At 71.6% G+C, this 17,569-nt stretch carries 15 protein-coding genes, 1 tRNA gene and 1 riboswitch; of the genes, 5 read left to right on the top strand and 11 right to left on the bottom strand.

Translation table 11 applies throughout. From position 1 onward, the window contains the following. Positions 1–31 precede the first annotated feature (31 nt). Positions 32–2,125, bottom strand: coding sequence for an asparagine synthase-related protein (locus ABT004_RS16355; RefSeq protein ID WP_351336743.1), 2,094 nt, complete (start codon positions 2,123–2,125; stop codon positions 32–34). Between the two features lie 618 nt (positions 2,126–2,743). Between ABT004_RS16355 and ABT004_RS16360 the strand changes: the two genes are divergently transcribed. The 4 genes from ABT004_RS16360 to ABT004_RS16375 all read left to right on the top strand — a co-directional run bounded on the left by ABT004_RS16360 (position 2,744) and on the right by ABT004_RS16375 (position 7,952). Further along, positions 2,744–4,162, top strand: a complete 1,419-nt coding sequence (locus ABT004_RS16360) for an NsdA family TPR-like regulatory protein (protein WP_351336745.1) — start codon at positions 2,744–2,746, stop codon at positions 4,160–4,162. Positions 4,163–4,290: 128 nt separating this feature from the next. Next, positions 4,291–5,523 carry an L-2-hydroxyglutarate dehydrogenase gene (gene lhgD / locus ABT004_RS16365; RefSeq protein WP_351336748.1) on the top strand — a complete coding sequence of 411 codons (1,233 nt, stop codon included), beginning with the start codon at positions 4,291–4,293 and terminating at the stop codon, positions 5,521–5,523. 191 nt (positions 5,524–5,714) lie between these two features. After that, positions 5,715–6,491 carry a tRNA (guanosine(46)-N7)-methyltransferase TrmB gene (gene trmB, locus ABT004_RS16370; RefSeq protein ID WP_351336750.1) on the top strand — a complete coding sequence of 259 codons (777 nt, stop codon included), beginning with the start codon at positions 5,715–5,717 and terminating at the stop codon, positions 6,489–6,491. A gap of 129 nt (positions 6,492–6,620) precedes the next feature. Further along, positions 6,621–7,952, top strand: coding sequence for a PrsW family intramembrane metalloprotease (locus ABT004_RS16375; protein ID WP_351336753.1), 1,332 nt, complete (start codon positions 6,621–6,623; stop codon positions 7,950–7,952). On the opposite strand, the gene ABT004_RS16380 is transcribed toward ABT004_RS16375, so the two are convergent. From ABT004_RS16380 to ABT004_RS16420, 9 genes are all read right to left on the bottom strand, one after another. Further along, positions 7,946–8,899 (bottom strand): aldo/keto reductase, encoded by a 954-nt coding sequence (locus ABT004_RS16380; protein ID WP_351336756.1) that lies wholly within the window; start codon positions 8,897–8,899, stop codon positions 7,946–7,948. The two genes, ABT004_RS16375 and ABT004_RS16380, sit on opposite strands and share 7 nt — an antisense overlap. A gap of 134 nt (positions 8,900–9,033) precedes the next feature. Beyond that, positions 9,034–10,086: a M23 family metallopeptidase gene (locus ABT004_RS16385; RefSeq protein WP_351336759.1), complete on the bottom strand. Its 1,053-nt coding sequence runs from the start codon at positions 10,084–10,086 to the stop codon at positions 9,034–9,036. A gap of 11 nt (positions 10,087–10,097) precedes the next feature. Next, positions 10,098–10,242, bottom strand: a riboswitch (cyclic di-AMP (ydaO/yuaA leader). 279 nt (positions 10,243–10,521) lie between these two features. Next, complete coding sequence (locus ABT004_RS16390; protein ID WP_451192780.1) at positions 10,522–11,643, bottom strand: PP2C family protein-serine/threonine phosphatase; 1,122 nt, start codon at positions 11,641–11,643, stop codon at positions 10,522–10,524. Between the two features lie 199 nt (positions 11,644–11,842). Next, a tRNA-Met gene (locus ABT004_RS16395) sits at positions 11,843–11,916 on the bottom strand. Between the two features lie 62 nt (positions 11,917–11,978). Further along, positions 11,979–13,202, bottom strand: coding sequence for an alginate lyase family protein (locus ABT004_RS16400; RefSeq protein ID WP_351336765.1), 1,224 nt, complete (start codon positions 13,200–13,202; stop codon positions 11,979–11,981). A 113-nt stretch (positions 13,203–13,315) separates the two neighbouring features. Next, positions 13,316–13,864 (bottom strand): hypothetical protein, encoded by a 549-nt coding sequence (locus ABT004_RS16405; RefSeq protein ID WP_351336768.1) that lies wholly within the window; start codon positions 13,862–13,864, stop codon positions 13,316–13,318. 37 nt (positions 13,865–13,901) lie between these two features. Beyond that, positions 13,902–14,048, bottom strand: coding sequence for a hypothetical protein (locus tag ABT004_RS16410; RefSeq protein WP_351336771.1), 147 nt, complete (start codon positions 14,046–14,048; stop codon positions 13,902–13,904). A gap of 5 nt (positions 14,049–14,053) precedes the next feature. After that, entirely contained in the window at positions 14,054–14,614 is a 561-nt protein-coding gene (locus tag ABT004_RS16415; RefSeq protein WP_351336774.1) for a DUF5994 family protein, read from the bottom strand. A gap of 164 nt (positions 14,615–14,778) precedes the next feature. Next, a complete protein-coding gene (locus tag ABT004_RS16420; RefSeq protein WP_351336776.1) occupies positions 14,779–15,249 on the bottom strand; it encodes a DUF5994 family protein in 471 nt (156 codons plus the stop codon). A 697-nt stretch (positions 15,250–15,946) separates the two neighbouring features. Here ABT004_RS16420 and ABT004_RS16425 point away from each other — a divergent pair. Next, a complete protein-coding gene (locus tag ABT004_RS16425) occupies positions 15,947–16,411 on the top strand; it encodes a hypothetical protein (protein WP_351336779.1) in 465 nt (154 codons plus the stop codon). Positions 16,412–16,660: 249 nt separating this feature from the next. Here the strand turns inward: ABT004_RS16425 and ABT004_RS16430 are convergent, their stop codons facing one another. After that, positions 16,661–17,500, bottom strand: coding sequence for a squalene/phytoene synthase family protein (locus ABT004_RS16430; RefSeq protein ID WP_351336781.1), 840 nt, complete (start codon positions 17,498–17,500; stop codon positions 16,661–16,663). Positions 17,501–17,569: the final 69 nt, after the last annotated feature.

Genomic DNA, 17,569 nt, shown 5'->3' on the forward strand with positions numbered 1-17,569 from the left:
CGGGACGGCCCAGTTTTTGCCCGGGGCGGGGTTACCGCGGCCCCGCTCCCAGTGCGCGCTCGGGGACGACGCTCCCCGTCGGCACCGCACGCGCGCGTGCCGGGGTGCCGGTCCAGCAGGTGCCGCGGCGGGAGAGGAGGCGGCGCAGCCACAGTTCGAGGGCGACCAGGTCGGCCAGGCCGTCGAGCGGCAGCGGTTCGCCGTCGGCCGCGGCGCGCAGGGCCTTGCGGACCACGCGGGCCTCGATCAGACCCGTCTGTGCGAGCAGTGGCGTGTCGAAGAGGCCGATCAGCTGCTCCGCCGCGAGGCGGAGCCCGGCGCGGGTCGCGGCGGACGACGAGGCGTGGGAGGGGGCGCCCCAGCCGGGTGGCAGTTCGCTGACGCCCGCGCCTTCGAGGACCCGGCGCAGGATGTCGGCGCGGGCCCCCGGCTGGACGCGCAGCGCCTCGGGCAGGGCGCGGCAGGCGCGGACGACCTGGTTGTCGAGGAAGGGGGCGTGCAGGCGCTGGAAGCGGACCTCTGCGGCCTGTTCGAGGATGCGCAGGTCCGCGGCGTGCCGGGCGAGGACCGCGCGGGCGCGGAACTCTCCGGGGCGCTGGCCGGGACCCGGCCCCGGACGGGTCTTGCCGTCGTGGAGGCGAACCGATACTTCAGCGAGTGCCTCTCCGGTCAGCCAGCGCGCGGCGGGCCCCGGTCTGGCCCAGGCGAGGGCGGCGAGCGAGGCGCCGACGGCACCGCCCGGTTCCTCGAAACTGCGCTGGAGGAGTCGGCTGGAGAGCCCTTCGAGGCCCGCCTTGTAGGGCGTACGGGCGAGTTTTCTTGCCGCTCCGTAGACGCGCGCCGGCACCGTGAGGGAGCCGTCAGCCTTGGTGAGCGCCGCCATGGGGCGCATCATGTGGCGCCGCTGCCGGTCCATCAGCAGGTCGGCCAGGCGCGCCGGGTGGGCGTCCAGGACCTGGCGGGCCCCGTAGCCGGTGAAGTGGTCGGCGCTGCCGGAGACGAGGCGTGCACGGTGGCGTGCGGCCGTGACGAGGGACGGGCTCGGCTCGTCGGTGAGCGGTCCATCCAACTCGGCGTACGGGAGCGCCTCTTCGCCTGCCGCCACCACTACGTGGTGGAGGCGTGGGTTCGCGGCGAGCGCCCCGGCTCTCTCGAGCTCCGCCTCGTGCTGGTCCGCCCGCGACGAGCGGTCGTTGAAGGTGACCGCCAGGAGCCGCTCGCCCGCGCCCGTGCCGTGCCCGAGGACCGTGCCGGGCATGCCGGGCAGGCCCGCCGCGAGGAGGGCGAGGGTGCCGGACGCAGGACCACCGGAGACGTCGGCGCCGATGCCGGGCACGGGCATGCCGCGGGCGGCCCGGCGCTCGGCGGGGCCCATGCCGGGCACGGGCCCGGGGTCCAGGTCCGTGCCGGGCACGTGCCGGGGCGCCGCGAGGCGGGTCCGCACGGCCTCCACGAGGGCGTCCCTGACGTCGTCCACGGCGCTCTCCGGGTCGACGGCGCCCGCGCCCACCGCGAGGGACGCCACGGGCTCGTAGCCGGCGATCTCGCGGGCCCCGGCGCGCAGGATCAGCGCGTGGCCCGGCGGGATGCGGTGCACGCCCTGGTAGGGCGTCGAGTCGTGCAGCGCCTCCGGGACATCGGGCGCCGCGAGGAGCGCGGCCAAGTGCCCTACGTCCAGGTCGGCTTCGATGAGGTCGGCGAGCGGGAGCGCGGCCGTCGCGTACGCGGTGCCGCCCGCCCAGGGGGTGTGGAACACCGGGCGCGCGCCCGCGAGGTCGCCCACCACCGTGATGCGGCGGCCGACCTGGACCACGGCCGTGTAGCTGCCGGGCCAGGCCGTGAGGTGGCGCAGGGCGCCGCCGCGCGCCGCGAACAGGCCCACCCTCAGCTGCTCGTCGGAGGCGCCGCACACGCCGAGGACCGCGACCCGCGTCCGGTCGTCGGCCTTCACGATGCGTACTTCGTCGGGGCGCCAGTCACCGACCGCCCACAGCGGATCCGGGTCGCCCCACAGGAGTTGGGAGCCCACCGGGTGTACGGTTTCGCCCTCCGCTCCCGTGGCACCCGCGGAACCGAGGGCAACGGGCCCGGAGGTGGCACTGCTCCACCCCACCAACCAGCGCATCGTCGCCTCCACAGGCTGTGGACAACACAGGGGAACCCATGCTGCCACGAAGGCGGCCCCAAGGAGGGGACACGGCGAAGGGAAGGACCGAGCGGGAACAGGCGTACGCTCCCCCTAATGCGCCCCTTTTGAGCCGTGGTTGAACCGTGGTACTACCCGGGCGAGTTCGGATTCCAGGGGCGAGATTCGGCCAAATCGGCTGTTGGTGGCCGGAGCTGAACACCCCGCTTCGGCCACAGCGCGCAACGCACGGTCCGGGAGGCGGAGTTCGCCTCCCGGACCGGTCCGCCGCCCGCGGGGATGTAGGCGGCGGTGTCCCCCAGCCCACCGGATCCAGTACAGCGGGCCGACCCACGCAGGTCCCATGCAACCGCCGCCCTGCCGTCCGGGTAAGAGCGCACGCACAGGCGCACGGCACCATGCCCGGAGCACACGGTCACACGGCGTGGCCTGCGCCGTACTTCCGTACGGACAACAATCCCGCCATCCGGAATGCCGACCCTTAACGCTTGGGATGCGGCGAACTACGCTGTGTGTACGAATGCCGCGTGGTTATGCCAGGCCGAAACAGACGGTGTGGTGCCGGGCGCGGCAGCCGTCTGTGTCGAGGGGTGGCTCATGTCCAGGGAGCAACGCGGGCCGAACGAAAAGCTCGGCGCCGTCCTCGCCCTCGCGGGAATCAGCAACGCAGGCCTCGCCCGCCGTGTCAACGACCTTGGTTCGCAACGGGGGTTGACGCTCCGCTACGACAAGACGTCGGTGGCGCGCTGGGTGTCGAAGGGCATGGTGCCGCAGGGCGCCGCCCCGCACCTCATCGCCGCCGCGATAGGGCAGAAGCTCGGCCGGCCCGTGCCGCTGCACGAGATCGGCCTGGCCGACGCGGATCCCGCGCCCGAGGTGGGCCTGGCCTTCCCGCGTGACGTACGGGCGGCGGTGAAGTCCGTGACGGAGCTGTACCGCCTCGACCTCGCCGGGCGGCGGGCGGGCGGCGGGATCTGGCAGTCGCTCGCCGGCTCGTTCGCCGTGAGCGCGTACGCGACGCCCGCGTCCCGCTGGCTGATAACCCCGGCCGACTCCTCCGTGGCGCGAGAAGCGCACCACGTAGAGGAGGGTTCGCCGCAGAAGGTCGGCCACAGCGACGTACAGAAGCTGCGCGAGGCCGCCGAGGACGCGCGGCGCTGGGACTCCAAGTACGGGGGCGGTGACTGGCGTTCGTCGATGGTGCCGGAGTGCCTGCGGGTGGAGGCGGCGCCGCTGCTGCTCGCCTCGTACTCGGACGAAGTGGGGCGCTCGCTGTTCGGGGCGGCGGCCGAACTGACGCGCCTGGCCGGGTGGATGGCGTTCGACACCGGGCAGCAGGAGGCCGCGCAGCGCTACTACATCCAGGCGCTCCGGCTCGCGCGTGCCGCCGCGGACGTGCCGCTGGGCGGGTACGTACTCGCCTCCATGTCGCTACAGGCGACCTACCGGGGGTTCGGCGACGAGGGCGTCGACCTGGCGCAGGCCGCCATCGAGCGCAACCGCGGCCTTGCGACGGCCCGGACCATGAGCTTCTTCCGGCTCATCGAGGCACGCGCGCACGCGCGCACCGGCGACGGGCACGCGGCCGGGGCCGCGCTGCGGGCCGCCGAAGGGTGGCTGGAGCGGGCCCGTGACGGCGACACAGACCCTTCGTGGCTCGGCTTCTACTCGTACGACCGGTTCGCCGCGGACGCGGCGGAGTGCTACCGCGATCTGAAGGCGCCCCGTCAGGTGCGGCGCTTCACCGAGCAGGCGCTGTCGAAGCCCACGGAGGAGTTCGTGCGCTCGCACGGCTTACGTCTCGTGGTGTCGGCGGTGGCCGAGCTGGAGTCGGGGAACCTGGACGCCGCGTGCGAGCAGGGGACCCGGGCGCTCGAGGTCGCCGGACGGATCTCGTCCGCGCGCACCACGGAGTACGTGAAGGACCTCCTGCACCGCCTGGAACCGTACGGCGACGAGCCACGCGTGGTGGAGCTCCGCGAGCGGGCCCGCCCGCTGCTGATGGCTCCGGCGTAGCTGATTCAAGCCCCGCCGTTCGAACGAGAGCCAGCGGGGTCCGGGGCAGAGCCCCGTGACGTAGGAGGACAACGACCGCAACGTGAATCCCGGCCGTGCGGCGCCGATTGTCAGTGGGGTCGGGCAAGATGCTGAGTGTGTCGGGAGTGGAGGTGAGGCCCGTGGGGGCGGCTGCGTATGACGGGGACGTACTGGTGGTCGGCGGGGGAATCGTCGGCCTCTCCACCGCGTATGCCGTGTCGCGGGCGGCGCCGGGTACCCGGGTCGTCGTCCTCGAGAAGGAAGAAGGCCCGGCCCGGCACCAGACGGGGCGGAACAGCGGGGTCATACACAGCGGGATCTACTACCGGCCCGGCTCGCTCAAGGCCCGTTTCGCGGTGCGCGGCGCCGCCGAGATGGTCAAGTTCTGCGCGGAGTACGGGATCCCGCACGAGGTAACCGGGAAGCTGATCGTCGCCACGGAGCGCGAGGAACTGCCCCGCCTGCACGCCCTCGTACAGCGCGGCCGGGAGAACGGGATTCCGGTGCGCGAGCTCGGCGCCTCGCAGATCCAGGAGTACGAGCCGGAGGTCCGCGGCCTCGCCGCGATCCACGTGGGGACGACGGGGATCGTCGACTACAGCGCGGTCGCCGAGCGGTTCGCCGAGGCGTCCGGGGCCGAGATCCGGTACGGGGCGGACGTCGTGCAGGTCGACCGGCGCGCGGACCGGGGCATCGCCGTGCGGACGCGAGCGGGGGACGTGGTGCGCGGGCGGGTGCTCGTCAACTGCGCGGGGCTGCGGTGCGACGAGGTGGCGCGGTTGACCGGGGACGACCCGGAGATGCGCATCGTGCCGTTCCGCGGCGAGTACTTCGAGCTCGGCCGTCCCGACCTGGTGCGCGGGCTCGTCTACCCCGTGCCGGATCCGGCGTTCCCGTTCCTCGGGGTCCACCTGACGCGGGGGATCGACGGCGGCGTGCACGTGGGGCCCAACGCGGTGCCGGCGCTCGCGCGTGAGGGCTACGGGTGGGGGGTCGTGCGGCCCCGCGAGGTGGGCGGGACGTTGGCCTGGCCGGGGTCGTGGCGGATGGCGCGCAGTCACTGGCGTTACGGGGCCGGGGAGATCCACCGGTCGTTGTCGAAGTCGGCGTTCACCAAGGCGGTGCGGAGGCTTGTGCCCGGGGTCGTCGCGGAGGACATGGTGCCGGTGGCGGCGGGGGTGCGGGCGCAGGCGGTGTTGCGGGACGGGACGCTTGTGGATGACTTTTTGATACGTGAAGGTGTGCGGGCGGTTCATGTGTTGAATGCGCCTTCGCCTGCGGCGACGGCGGCTTTGCCGATTGGGCGGGAGATCGCGGGGCGGGTCCTCGCGTTGCTGTGAGGCAGCGCCGGGGTTGCGGTCGCGGGGCTCTGCCCCGGACCCCGCTGCTCAATCGCCGCAGGGGCTTGATCGCCTCAATCGCCGCAGGGGCTTAAAAGACGCGCCTCAAGCGCCGGCGGGGCTTGAATGGCCGCAGGGGCTTGAAAGTGAAAGACCGACCCACGTCCGGGTGCCCGTAAAATCGTCGCACTGTGTCTGAGTCGTCTGAAACTTCCGTGTCCGCCGCCCGCCCCAATGAGCCCCGGTTTCCCGAGGGGCCGCGGCCCGACCCTGCCGAGTCGCACCACGAGCACCGCATCCGGAGCTTCCAGCCACGCCGTGGCCGGGTCACCGACGCGCAGGCGGACGCCCTGCAGCGGCTGTGGCCCAGGTGGGGCCTGGACATCGACGGGCGGCGCACGCTCGACCTCGCGGAGATGTTCCCCGGTGTCGAGCGCGTCGTCCTGGAGATCGGCTTCGGCATGGGCGAGGCCACGGCGCAGATGGCGCAGGACGATCCGACGACCGGCATCCTCGCGGTCGACGTGCACACGCCCGGCCAGGGCAATCTGCTGAACCTGGCGGCCCGCGCGGGAGTCGACAACGTACGGGTGGCGAACGGTGACGCGATCGTGCTGCTGCGCGACATGCTCCCGGACGACAGTCTCGACGGGTTGCGCGTCTACTTCCCCGACCCCTGGCCCAAGAAGCGCCACAACAAGCGGCGGCTGATCCAGGCCGAGTTCCTCTCGCTGGTGGCCGGCCCGCTCAAGCCCGGCGCGATCGTGCACTGCGCCACCGACTGGGAGGACTACGCCGAGCAGATGCTCGAGGTGCTGACCGCCCATCCCGACTACGAGAACACGGTTGAGGGCGGCGGGTACGCGCCTCGGCCCGAGTTCCGTCCGCTCACCCGCTTCGAGGGCAAGGGCCTCGACAAGAGCCACGTGGTGCACGACCTGCTGTTCCGCCGAGGCCTCCGGCCCTGAGCGGGAACCGGCGTTGCGGCCGCGGGGCTCCGCCCCGGACCACGCTGCTCAAACGCCGCAGGGGCTTGAATCTCGAAGTGCTCGATACGCCCCGTCGCGGCGCGGCGTATCCCTCGTTAGGGTCAATTGGTGGCCTCGTATCCCGTCTATCCGCATCCGCAGGACCACGTCCTCGGCGCACACCCGAGCGGCGCGGTTCCGCATCGGCGCTGGTGGGAGCGGAAGGGCGTGCGGGCCACCGCGCTTGCGACGCTGCTCGCGGTCTCCGGGGCCGTGATCCTCGCCCTGGTCCGCGAGCAGACCGGCACCGAGGGGTTCCTGGTGGGGCTCGGGCTCGCCGTGCTACCCGTCCCCCTCCTCATATCCGCGTTCCGCTGGCTGGACCGCGTACAGCCGGGACCCTGGCGGAACCTGATCTTCTCCTTCGCCTGGGGCGCCTGCGCGGCGGCGCTGATAGCGATCGTCGCCAACAGCTTCGCGACCCGCTGGATCGAGACCGCGACCGCCGACCCGTCGAGCGCCGACACCCTCGGTGCCACCGTCATCGCCCCGGTCGTCGAGGAGTCCGCGAAGGCGGCGGCCGTGCTGCTCGTCTTCCTGTTCCGCAGACGGGACTTCACCGGAATCGTCGACGGCGTCGTCATCGCCGGGGTCACCGCCACCGGCTTCGCGTTCACCGAGAACATCCTCTATCTCGGCAACGCCTTCGGCACCGACCAGCTCGCCGGCACAGGTCCTGGCCTGACCTCGGTCACCGCCGCCACCTTTTTCGTGCGCGTCGTGATGTCCCCGTTCGCGCACCCGCTGTTCACGGTCCTCACCGGCATCGGCTTCGGCATCGCCGCCGCCATGGCGCCGGGCCGCGGCCGACTGCGCCGGATGCTGCTCCCGCTCGCGGGACTGCTCGCCGCGATGGGCATGCACGCGTTCTGGAACGGCTCGTCCTCGTTCGGCGAGTACGGCTTCTTCGCGGTGTACGCCGCGTTCATGGTGCCGGTGTTCGGCGTGCTCACCTGGCTCGCGGTGTACGTACGCCAGCGTGAGCTGCGCACCATCCGCCAGGAGTTGCCCGCCTACGTCGCCGCGGGTTGGCTCGCCCCGCCGGACCCGCTCGCGCTCGGCTCGCTCAAGGCGCGGCGCCTGGCCCGCGAGTTCGCCACGCACTACGGCGGCCGGCCGGCCGCGACGGCCGTCGCCGAGTACGAGGACCTCGCGACATCCCTCGCGCTGCTTCGCCACCGCGGCCGCAGAGGCAGGGCCGGCGCGGACTACGTCGTACGGGAACGGGAGCTGTTGGAGGCACTGTGGGCGCGGCGCCACTCCGCGCGCCCGGCGCTCGCGTACGGCTCCCAGATCGCGACGCCGATGTGGCTGCCCCCGGCGTACGCGGGCCCCCCGGCGCAGCACCCCGCCTACACCACATATACCGCGTACACCTACGACAACCCGTACCGCTACTGAGACGCCGCCGTGAGCCGGTCGAGCTCCGCCTGTGTCAGCTCCACGTCCGCCACCGCGAGCAGCCCCGGAAGCTGCTCGACCTTCCGCGCGGACGCGATCGGCGCCGTCACCGTGGGCTGCGCGGCGAGCCAGGCGAGGGCGACCGTGGCGATCTCGGCGTCGTGCGCCTGCGCGACCTCGTCGAGGGCGGCGAGCACCTTCTGCCCGCGCTCGGTCTCCAGGTGCTTGCCCGCACCGGCGGCCCGCGCGCTGTCGACCTTGACGCCCGCCCGGTACTTGCCGGTCAGGAAGCCGGCCGCGAGTGCGTAGTACGGCACGGCCCCGAGGCCCGCGCGCGCGGCGACGTCCTGCAGCTCACCCTCGTACGTGTCGCGCGAGACTAGGTTGTAGTGCGGCTGGAGCGCGACGTAACGGGCGAGGCCCTCGCGGTCGGAGAGGTCGAGGGAGTCCTGGAGGCGCTGCGCGGAGATGTTCGACGCGGCGATGTGGCGTACCTTGCCCGCCTTCACCAGTTCGTCAAGGGCGCCGATGATCTCCTCGACCGGCACCTCGGGGTCGTCGTAGTGCGTGTAGTACAGGTCGATGTGGTCGGTGCCGAGGCGCTTCAGGGAGGCGTCGGCCGCGGCCTTGATGTTGGCCGCGGACAGGCCCTGGAACTCCGGGTGGTGGCCGCCCTTGGTGGCGATGACGACGTCGTCGCGGCGGCCGCGCGAGGCCAGCCACTTGCCGATGACGGTCTCCGACTCACCGCCCCGGTTGCCGTCCACCCACGCCGAGTACACATCGGCGGTGTCGATGAAGTTGCCGCCCGCGGCGACGTACGCGTCGAGCACCTCGAAGGACGTGGCCTCGTCGGCGGTCCAGCCGAACACGTTGCCACCCAGGGACAGCGGGAAGACCTCGAGGTCGGAGGTGCCGAGCTTGCGCAGAGAAGGAGAGGAAGTCATGCCCCGACTCAACACCCGTACGGAATACGGTATTCCGCGACCGCGCCGAAAATCGCCTCAAGAGACCCAGGAATGGGCAAACCGGCAGCCCTGACGTCGGGGGGTGAGCGCCAGGACCGCCGGAGTTCACGTGTTCAGGGCGTGAGGCCCTTTTCGCGCAGCCACGACGCCGGGTCGACGCCGGTGGACTGCCCGCCGGGGTGGACCTCCAGGTGGAGGTGCGGCCCGGTGACATTGCCCGTGGCGCCCACGCGGCCGATGACATCGCCGGTGCTGACCTTCTGGCCCGCGCTGACATTGAGCGAGGACTGGTGGCAGAACCACAGCTCGGTGCCGTCGTCGAGGGTGAGCACCGTGCGGTATCCGTACGCGCCCGCCCAGCCGGCCTCCGTGACCGTGCCGGAGTGGATGGCGCGGATCGGCGTACCGGTGGAGGCGGCGAAGTCGAGGCCCGTGTGGTACCCGGAGGACCACATGGAGCCGGGCTGGCCGAAGGTGCCGGAGAGCGTGTACGAGGCGACCGGGAGCTTGAAGCTCTTGGCCAGCTTGGCGAGGCGCTCGGCCTCGGCCTTGCGGCGGGCCTCCGCCTCGGCCTTCTTCTTCTCGGCGAGCTCCTTGGCCTTGGCCGCGTCCTGCTTGGCCGCGGCCTCGACGGCCGCCTGCTTCGCGGCGGCCTCCTCCGCGGCCTGCTTCGCGGTGGCGTCGGCCGCGTCCTGCTGCGTCTCGGCCTGCTGCATGATGCGGGCCCGCAGCGCCTCGCCCGCGCCGGTCTGCCCGTCGGCGGCCTCGGCCTGGGTGATACCGGCGCCGCTCAGCGGGGAGGCCGTGGCGCCGGAGTCGGAATCGGAGTCCGAGCCGTCGGACATCAACGAGCCCACGCCCGGCAGCGACTTGGCCGCGGGCAGCGAGTCCTTGACCGCCGACAGGTCGGGCATGGATATGTGGACCGCGGGCTTGCCGCCCTGTGCGGTGGCGATGCCGCCCGCACCGACGGCGGCGACCACGCCGACGCCGAGAACAGTGGAGCTACGAGCGAATCCACCACGGCGGCGGGCTGTGCGATGCCTGCCGCGGACGGGGGAGACGGACTCCTCGGTGGGATTCCACTCCTCCCAGGTCTCCTGCTCGACGCCGAAGTCGTCTTCGGGTCCGTAGAAGAAGTCTGGGGCAGGCCGGTTCGACGCCACGGGGGCGCTCTCCTTTCCTTCCTTCTCGCCTACCGGGTTAGCTGACGGGTTCGGAGCAGGAAGGTCTCCTACCGACATCGCGAGCTTCAACGATGTCCGATTCACCCCAAGTTGATGGTTCCCCGGTTCCCTTGCGGGATTAAGCGTGTGCGCACGGAGCTGTCTCTTGTGACGGCTGGGACGACCGCGCTGCGTTATCGAACGTTAATAGACAGCAGACAATAATTCCAAGCGCTTCCCACTGATCGTTCACGACTCTGGCCAGGACTTATCGGGACACGAGCGGGCGGATCGGGGCGAGTTGGCAGAGCCTCGCAAACGTCCGCGCAAGTGATGGTGCGTCAATTGTTATGCGGAGCGGCGCCGTTCGACTACGGTCGGCTACCACAGGTAACAACGATCAAGAAACTCGGGCCCGCCCAACAGCCCCGCCCCTCAGCCCCGCCGCACGGCGAGCAGCGCCATGTCGTCCTTCGTCCCGCCGCCGGTATGCGCGCGCACCTCCACGGCGAGGGCCGCGAGGAGTTCATCGGGTCCGGGGAAGACGCGTCCGGAGAGCCGGGCCGCCGGATCGTAGAAGCGGCCGCTCGGGTCGCGCGCCTCGGAGAGCCCGTCGGTGTAGAGCAACAGCGTGGCCGCGGACGGGAACGCCGCCTCGACGGCCCGGTCGGGCCAGCTGCCGAGTTCGCTCATGCCGAGCGGCAGCGCCGCCTGGCACGGGTCGAGTGCGCGTACGGTGCCGTCGCCGAGCAGCAGCAGCGGGCTGGGGTGACCGCGGTTGAGGACGCGGACGAGTTCGACGCCGTGCGGGATCTCGACGAGCACGGCCGTGGTGAAGCCCTCGAAGTCGTCGATGCCGCTGCGCCGGGTGCCCTCGCGGGCCAGCGCCCGCTCCAGGCGCTGGGCGACGGCCTCCAGGGAGCCCTCCTGCTCGGCGGCCTCCCGGAACGCGCCGATGACGACGGCGACCGCGGCGACCGCGCCCATGCCCTTGCCGCGTACGTCGCCGACGATGATCCGGATGCCGTGCGGAGTGTCCTGGACCGCGTACAGGTCACCGCCGATGAACGCGCCGGCCTGCGCCGCCTCGTAGCGCGCCGCGATCACGAAGCCGCCGAGCCGCTGGGGCGGCCGGGGCAGCACCGCGAGCTGCGCGGCCTGGGCGATCTCGCGGGCGGAGGCCAGCTGCTCGTAACCGCGGTACACGATCCGGTTGATCACACAGGCCAGGACGCAGACGGTGGCCACGGTCACGACCTCGGTGACGAACACGGAGTCGAGGTTCTCCGTGAAGCGCAGGTGCACGGCGGTGATCGCAACGATCGACACGACGCCCGTCAGGATCGTCGCGCCGAGCGAGAAGAACGGGGCGGCGACCAGTGGCGCCGCGCTGAACAAAGGGGCGCCGGGAAAGCCCTTGGGGGTGACGTACTCGTAGATCGCACCGCCGATGATGAGCAGCAGGGGCAGCAGCCGCAGGAAGAGGCGGGTGCTCACGGTGTCGGAGCCGTGCCGCCTCCGTCTCCCGCTGGTGCCTCCTGTTCGCTGCCCCACCACTCGTCTCCTGCCGTTCCCTGCCAGCTTCCGGCGTCTCACCAAGAGTTCCCGCACGGGGGCGTGCGGGCGAGCAGGGGTGGGCCGTACGGGTGGGGAACGTGACGTGCGCAACACGGGTGACCGCGCGGGCGGGGGCGGAAACGGAACACAAATGACCAGAGGCCGGAATCTCAGTGAGATTCCGGCCTCTGGTCTTCAGTAGCGGGGACAGGATTTGAACCTGCGACCTCTGGGTTATGAGCCCAGCGAGCTACCGAGCTGCTCCACCCCGCGCCGTTGTGTTCACAACTCTACGCCATCAGGGGGAGTGAACGCGAATCGCTTCCCGTGACCGTTCACGCGGCGGCGTGCGTGAGGGTCTCCCACGCCACGAACAGGTCGTCCGTACCCTCCGGCCGCTGCTTGTGGGTGAGCTTCTCGGTCTGCGGGAGGTCCATCTTCAGCCGCCCCTGAAGGTGCTGGAGGCCCACCTCCGTGTCGGGCCCCATGTCCCGCTGCACCTTGCCGCCGCACAGCCAGGACGGGGCCTTGGTGCCCAGCTGGTACTTGGAGTGCAGTTCGAGCGCGGCGGCGAGCCGTTCCTTCACCTCTCCGTACAGGTCGACGCCCTGGTGCCAGGCGGTCTCCGCCATGTGGGAGGTGGCGGCGAGGGAGTAGCTGGCGTGCTTGAAGTTGCGGCAGGTCTCCTGGGCGAGCCCGTCCTTGAAGGTCTTCTGCCCGAACCAGTACGTCCGCAGTTCCTTCGGGGTGTCGATGTCGCTGCCCTTCGGCTTCACCGGCAGCGGCCCGTCGCTGGAGAGATAGAAGTACGCGGGGACGCGGGCGCGGAAGTGCCCGACGGCCTGGTCGAAGGCCGACTGGTCGTTCAGGTAGACGGCCATGCTCATCGTCGCGTCGGCCATCACCAGGTCCCAGTTGCCGTTGAAGTCGGCGGATCCGCCCCGCACTTCGGGCAGATAGGCCTCGCGCAGCATCCGCTGGAACTTCAGCTCCTGCCCGTCCGGCCAGTCCTTGTACGTGTACTGCATCAGCTCGGCGGCCTTCGCCCAGGACGTGCCGGCCCAGGCGGCCTGCAACCCCGCGTTGTCCGCGGTGTGCCCGGTGACCTTGTCCGACCAGGCGTCCATGATCTCGACGGCCTTGGCGGCGTGCGCCTTGTCGCGGGTGACGTTCCACAGCAGCGCCTGCGTGTACGCCGCGATGGCATCCTCCCGCTCCTCGACGCAGCCCTGCCCGGTCTCGGCGTCGAAGGGGCACTCCACGGTCGCGTACGGCTTGGCCTTGTAGTCGAGGTCGGCGTACTTGCTGTCGCTCATCTCCTTGTACGCGGAGATCCACGGCTCCTGCTTCCGGGCCACGTGGTCACGGACGGCGGCCAGTTGTCCCTTGCCGACCAGGACGCCCGGGTGCGCGAACGGCCCGCCGGAGGGCCGGTGTTCGGGGTGCGCACCCACGTCGGAGTCGGTCCGCGTGGCCCCGCCGCACGCCGTCGCGGCCACCACCAGCAGGGGGACGAGGCCCCCCAGAAGAACGCGTCGCACCCGTGCGCCCGCTGCCATGCAACACCTCCGGTCGGATCAATGGCAGCCTGACGTGTCCTCAGCGGTGGCGCAGTTTCTGTTGCGCCGGTCAGGGGGCGGGCTGGTCGCGGCCGCTCGCGCAGCGTGGCCGCTCACCGCAGGGGCCCGCGCGCCCACACCTCCCGGCCCGACTCCCCGGCGCCCGGCCCCGAGGCGGGCAGTTCCTTCCAGCCCCATGCCCGGAGCAGCTGCCCGACGCCGGCCGCGCGCCTGTTCCCGCCCACACCGGCCACCACAAGGTCCTGGGTGTGGCGGGAGAGCAGCAGGTCGCCGAGGCGGGTCGCTACACCGTGGCGGCGGTGCCCGGACAACACCATCAGCTCGGCCAGCGCGAACACCCGTCCGGACGCGGCGAGTTCCTCCGTCTGCCGTGTCACCTCGACGGGGAGGTCCGCCCACCATGCCCCGTCGCGCTCCAGGCGGTACCCGTAGGCGCAGCCGACGAGTCCGGGCGCGTCGGCGACCGTCATGTCGAACCCGTCGTGCCGAACATGCTGCTCGAAGCGGCCCAGGAAGCTCGCCCGGTCCCGGTACTCGGCCCCGGCCGCACCGCGGTACGCCGTGACGTACACATCGGCGATCCCCTCCCGCTGCTGTTCGGCCTGCCATCGGGTGAGCCTGCGCAGATACACCTCGTCCATCCGGACTCCCCTCGCGGTCCCTCCGCCCCGGCCCGACTCAGTGGGCCGGCTTGTGCGTGGTGCGGTCGCGGTGGCGGCGCGCCCGGGTGGTCGTTCCCCCCTGCTGCGCGTTGAGCCGGTGGATCAGGTAGGCACCGATGGTGATCAGCAGCAGGAGTGCGGCTGCGATGAGTGCGGCGTCCATGGTCCTCACCGCCCCGCGGCCGTGGGGAGGGCGTGGGTGGATGTCGCACCGCCCTCGTACTCCCACGACTCCTGCGCGCTCTGCGGCCGGTCGAGTACGGCGGCGTCACGGAGGTGCGCGATTTCGGCGGCCATGAGATCGGTGGCGGTGAGCGGGGGGCCGTCCGTGGCGCAGGCGGCGCGCATGAGCCGGGCGGCGCTCGCGGCATCCGTCTCGGGCGGGATCACCAGAACGTCGAAGCGTCCGGCCCCGTTGGAGAGCAACAGCAGCTTGTGCGGGTCGAGTTCGGGCGTGAACCAACCGATCCTCATGACGCGGTTGTGGACGGTCACCTTGCGCGGGACGACGGGCCAGAGCATCGGGTTGACGGCGACGCGTGTGATCCGGCCCCACAGCGGATCGAGTGCATCCGCCAGGCCGGGCAGTTCGGCGGCCAGGTCGCGTGAACGAGGCCACCACGCGCCGTCGAGCAGGCCTCGGCCTGTCGGGGACTTGAGCGCCACACGCGCGGCGGAACTCGGAGGCGGAAGGGCGGTGTGAATGGACGTGGTGGTCGCGGTCATCATGCGAACCCGTCTTCGGAGCGACGCGGCAAGCGTCCCCGAGGTCACTGCTCACCGAGGACGAGACCTGCGTGGGTGCCGGAGTACGAAATGCCCTTGGTACGTCAACAGTACTCCTGCGGCCGGGGCCGGTGCGGAGTACGGCCGCGCCTGTCCACGGCGGTCCGTCAACCGGTGGAGGCGCCCTCGGCCGCCAGCAACGCGGTCCCCGTGAGACGCAGCGCCGGGTCGGCCGCCGCGAGCATCAGCCGGGCGGCCGCGTCGGCCCCGGTGTGCGGTGGCACGACGAGCAGGTCCCAGCGACCGGCACCGTGGGAGAAGAGCCGGATCGTGTACGGGTCGAAGCCGGACGCGCACCACCAGGTGGCCGTGACCGTGTGGCCCGTCACGGGCAGGATGCGCGGCTCCTTCCGCCAGCTTCCCCGGCTGGACGCGATCCGGGTCACGAGTCCACGTGACGCGTCGAACACATCGGTGAGGGCGGCCAGTTCGGTGGCCAGGTCGTCGGTGCGGGGCCACCAGGCTCCGCACACCGGCCCCGGCGGGAAGGTCGGCGGGCGCAGGGCCAGTCGGGCGGGCGGGTACGCGTCGGGCCGACCGGAGGTTGTCGAACTGCGGTGGGCGGCGGGTGCGTTCATGACGCACACCCTTCTACGGGCCGACGTGACGGCGAGCCCGGTGTCGTGGCGCGCCGGAAGCGACACCGACGGGGTCGGCGTACGAGGAGCACCCGGTGGCGCCAGCGTACGTCCCGTCCGCTTCCGGTCGGGCAGGAGTACGGTGGGTGACTCTCTCCGTACCGTCGGGCCAGGTCCACGCACGGCAGTCGGCAGGAGCCGCATCCATGCCCCCTCGCACCGAACCATCGACGGGGCCGTGCGGGCCCCCGCGCCGGGCCGGGTCCCAACTCGCCCCCAACAACTCGATCCAGAAGAACAGCAGCCGCAAGTCGAGCCTGATGACGGGTAGGTTCACCCTTTACGTGCCCCGCGCCCCCGGGTGCGGTCCCGAAAACGGCCGGACCCGCGATCTCCACACGCGCGGCTTCGGCGCCGCGCCCCTCCGGACAGCCACCACCGGTGCACTCCCGCGTTCAGGAGTCGCAGGGGACGAGGCAAGCGAGGAGACGCCGAGGGGGGAGCGCGTTCTCTCGCCGGAGTGGCCCCTGACGATGTTCTGCGGATTTCCGTCAGGGGCTTTTCCGCGGCCGCTGCCGTACGCAGGGCGCGAGTTGGTCTCATGAGCAGGCGTGCGGTGCGGCCGTCCGCCGACCCGGCGCCCCCGCGGCACAGGGAGCAGGACCCCTCTCCCTTGGAGGCGGAGCGGATTCATCCGTTGCCCCGGGGACAGATCGCCGATCGGCTCCAGGAACTGGGCGCGTTGTACGCGGCCAACTACTGTGCGGAGGCGGGCCAATGTGACCGGCCGACGCGCGCCTTCCTACGTCGCCTGGTGATCGACATCCGGCGTCCCGGCTTCGGCCTCCTGGTCGCGGAGAACCCGAGCATGACGGCGTGCGCCTACGGCTTCCCGCTGCGCACGGGGCTTTTCGAAGTCCGCGAAATCGTGGTCCCGCGTCGGACGCGGGTGCAGTCCCCGCATCAGGGCTGGAATCTGGCCCGGCGTCTGCAGCGCCGGCTCCTCGTCGACCACGGTCACTCCAGGGGCATCACGCTGGTCGACCGGGACGACGTACGGACCCATGCGGCACTGCGGTCCTGGGGGTGGCGGGACGCCCCGCAGGGCTCGTACGGGAACCCGCTGTGGCCGCCGCGGAGTGTCCTGCTCCTCGATCCGTGAGCGGTTTCCTCCCCGCGGCGCCGAGCTGGTGTGGACGACCCGGGTCCAACCGTGCCGCGCCCGGCTGTCGGCCCGTGCCTCGCACAGCGGTTCAAGGATGCTGCCGTCCGCGAAGGTCACCGCGCTCAGATCGACGATCAGACGGAGCCGGCGTCGAGCCCACTCACGAGGCGGGTGTCGGTTGGGCGCACCTGCTCGACGTTCAGATACGTGAATCGCGACCAGGCTTGCCAAGCCCCTCGTCGGGGTTCACGGGCTTTCCGTCGGGTGGGGCAGGTACTGGGTGGGGATCGTGTACCGGTCGGCGAGGGCGGAGATCGTGGTTCTGTCCACGGTGGTGCCCTGCTGGATCGCGTCCAGGGTGGTGCGGCAGATGTCCAGTGTCAGAGAGCAGAAGTCCTTGACGGGGCCCGGGGGCACGGAGTCCGTGTACGCGTCCGCCGCGGACAGGTGGCGGTGTGCGTACGCGCACATGTCGGACCGTGTCCAGCCGACCGGGAAGAAGTCGACACCGCGTTCCAGGTCGTCCGCGTGGTTCCAGGTGATGTTGGCGGCCTGCACGGCGCGGCCGAAGGCCACCGCGCCGGACTGCGACGTGACGATCCCGGCGTACCGGGCCCACAGGTCGGACAGCGTGATGCCGATGGAACTCGCCACGGCGAAGGTGTACCGGTCGAGGTCCGCGACGTTCCGGACCCGGAAGTCGGCCCGCACCCAGTCGGCCATGCGGTCGGCGAGCGTGGCGAGGGAGTCCCACAGGCGCGGCGCGACCTCGGGCGCCGGGAGGCGGACCGCCCAGTCGTGGAACTGCCGTGTAACGGGTGGGAGTTGGTCCTCATACGGTCGCATCAGCGCGTCGGCATCCGCGGCCGAGAGGCTCTCGCGCTGAAGCAGTCGGCTGATGCCGCCGAGCAGTTCGATCTTGGCGTCGGGGGTCAGCGCGGGATGGTCCTCGATCTCGTCGAGGGCCCGGTTGGCGAGGTAGTAGGCGGCGACGGTGTCCCGCAGGTCTCCGTCCAGCCGCATGATGGGCAGGAAGAACGTCCTGCTCGTGGTCTTCAGGGTTTCGATGACTTGCGTGTCGATCATGCACATCCGCCTCGCTGTACTCGCTGTATCGGCTGCACTCGATGGGCAGAGCCGTCCTACCCCCACGGC

Source organism: Streptomyces sp. NPDC002790, from assembly GCF_040295505.1.
Classification (GTDB): Bacteria; Actinomycetota; Actinomycetes; order Streptomycetales; family Streptomycetaceae; genus Streptomyces.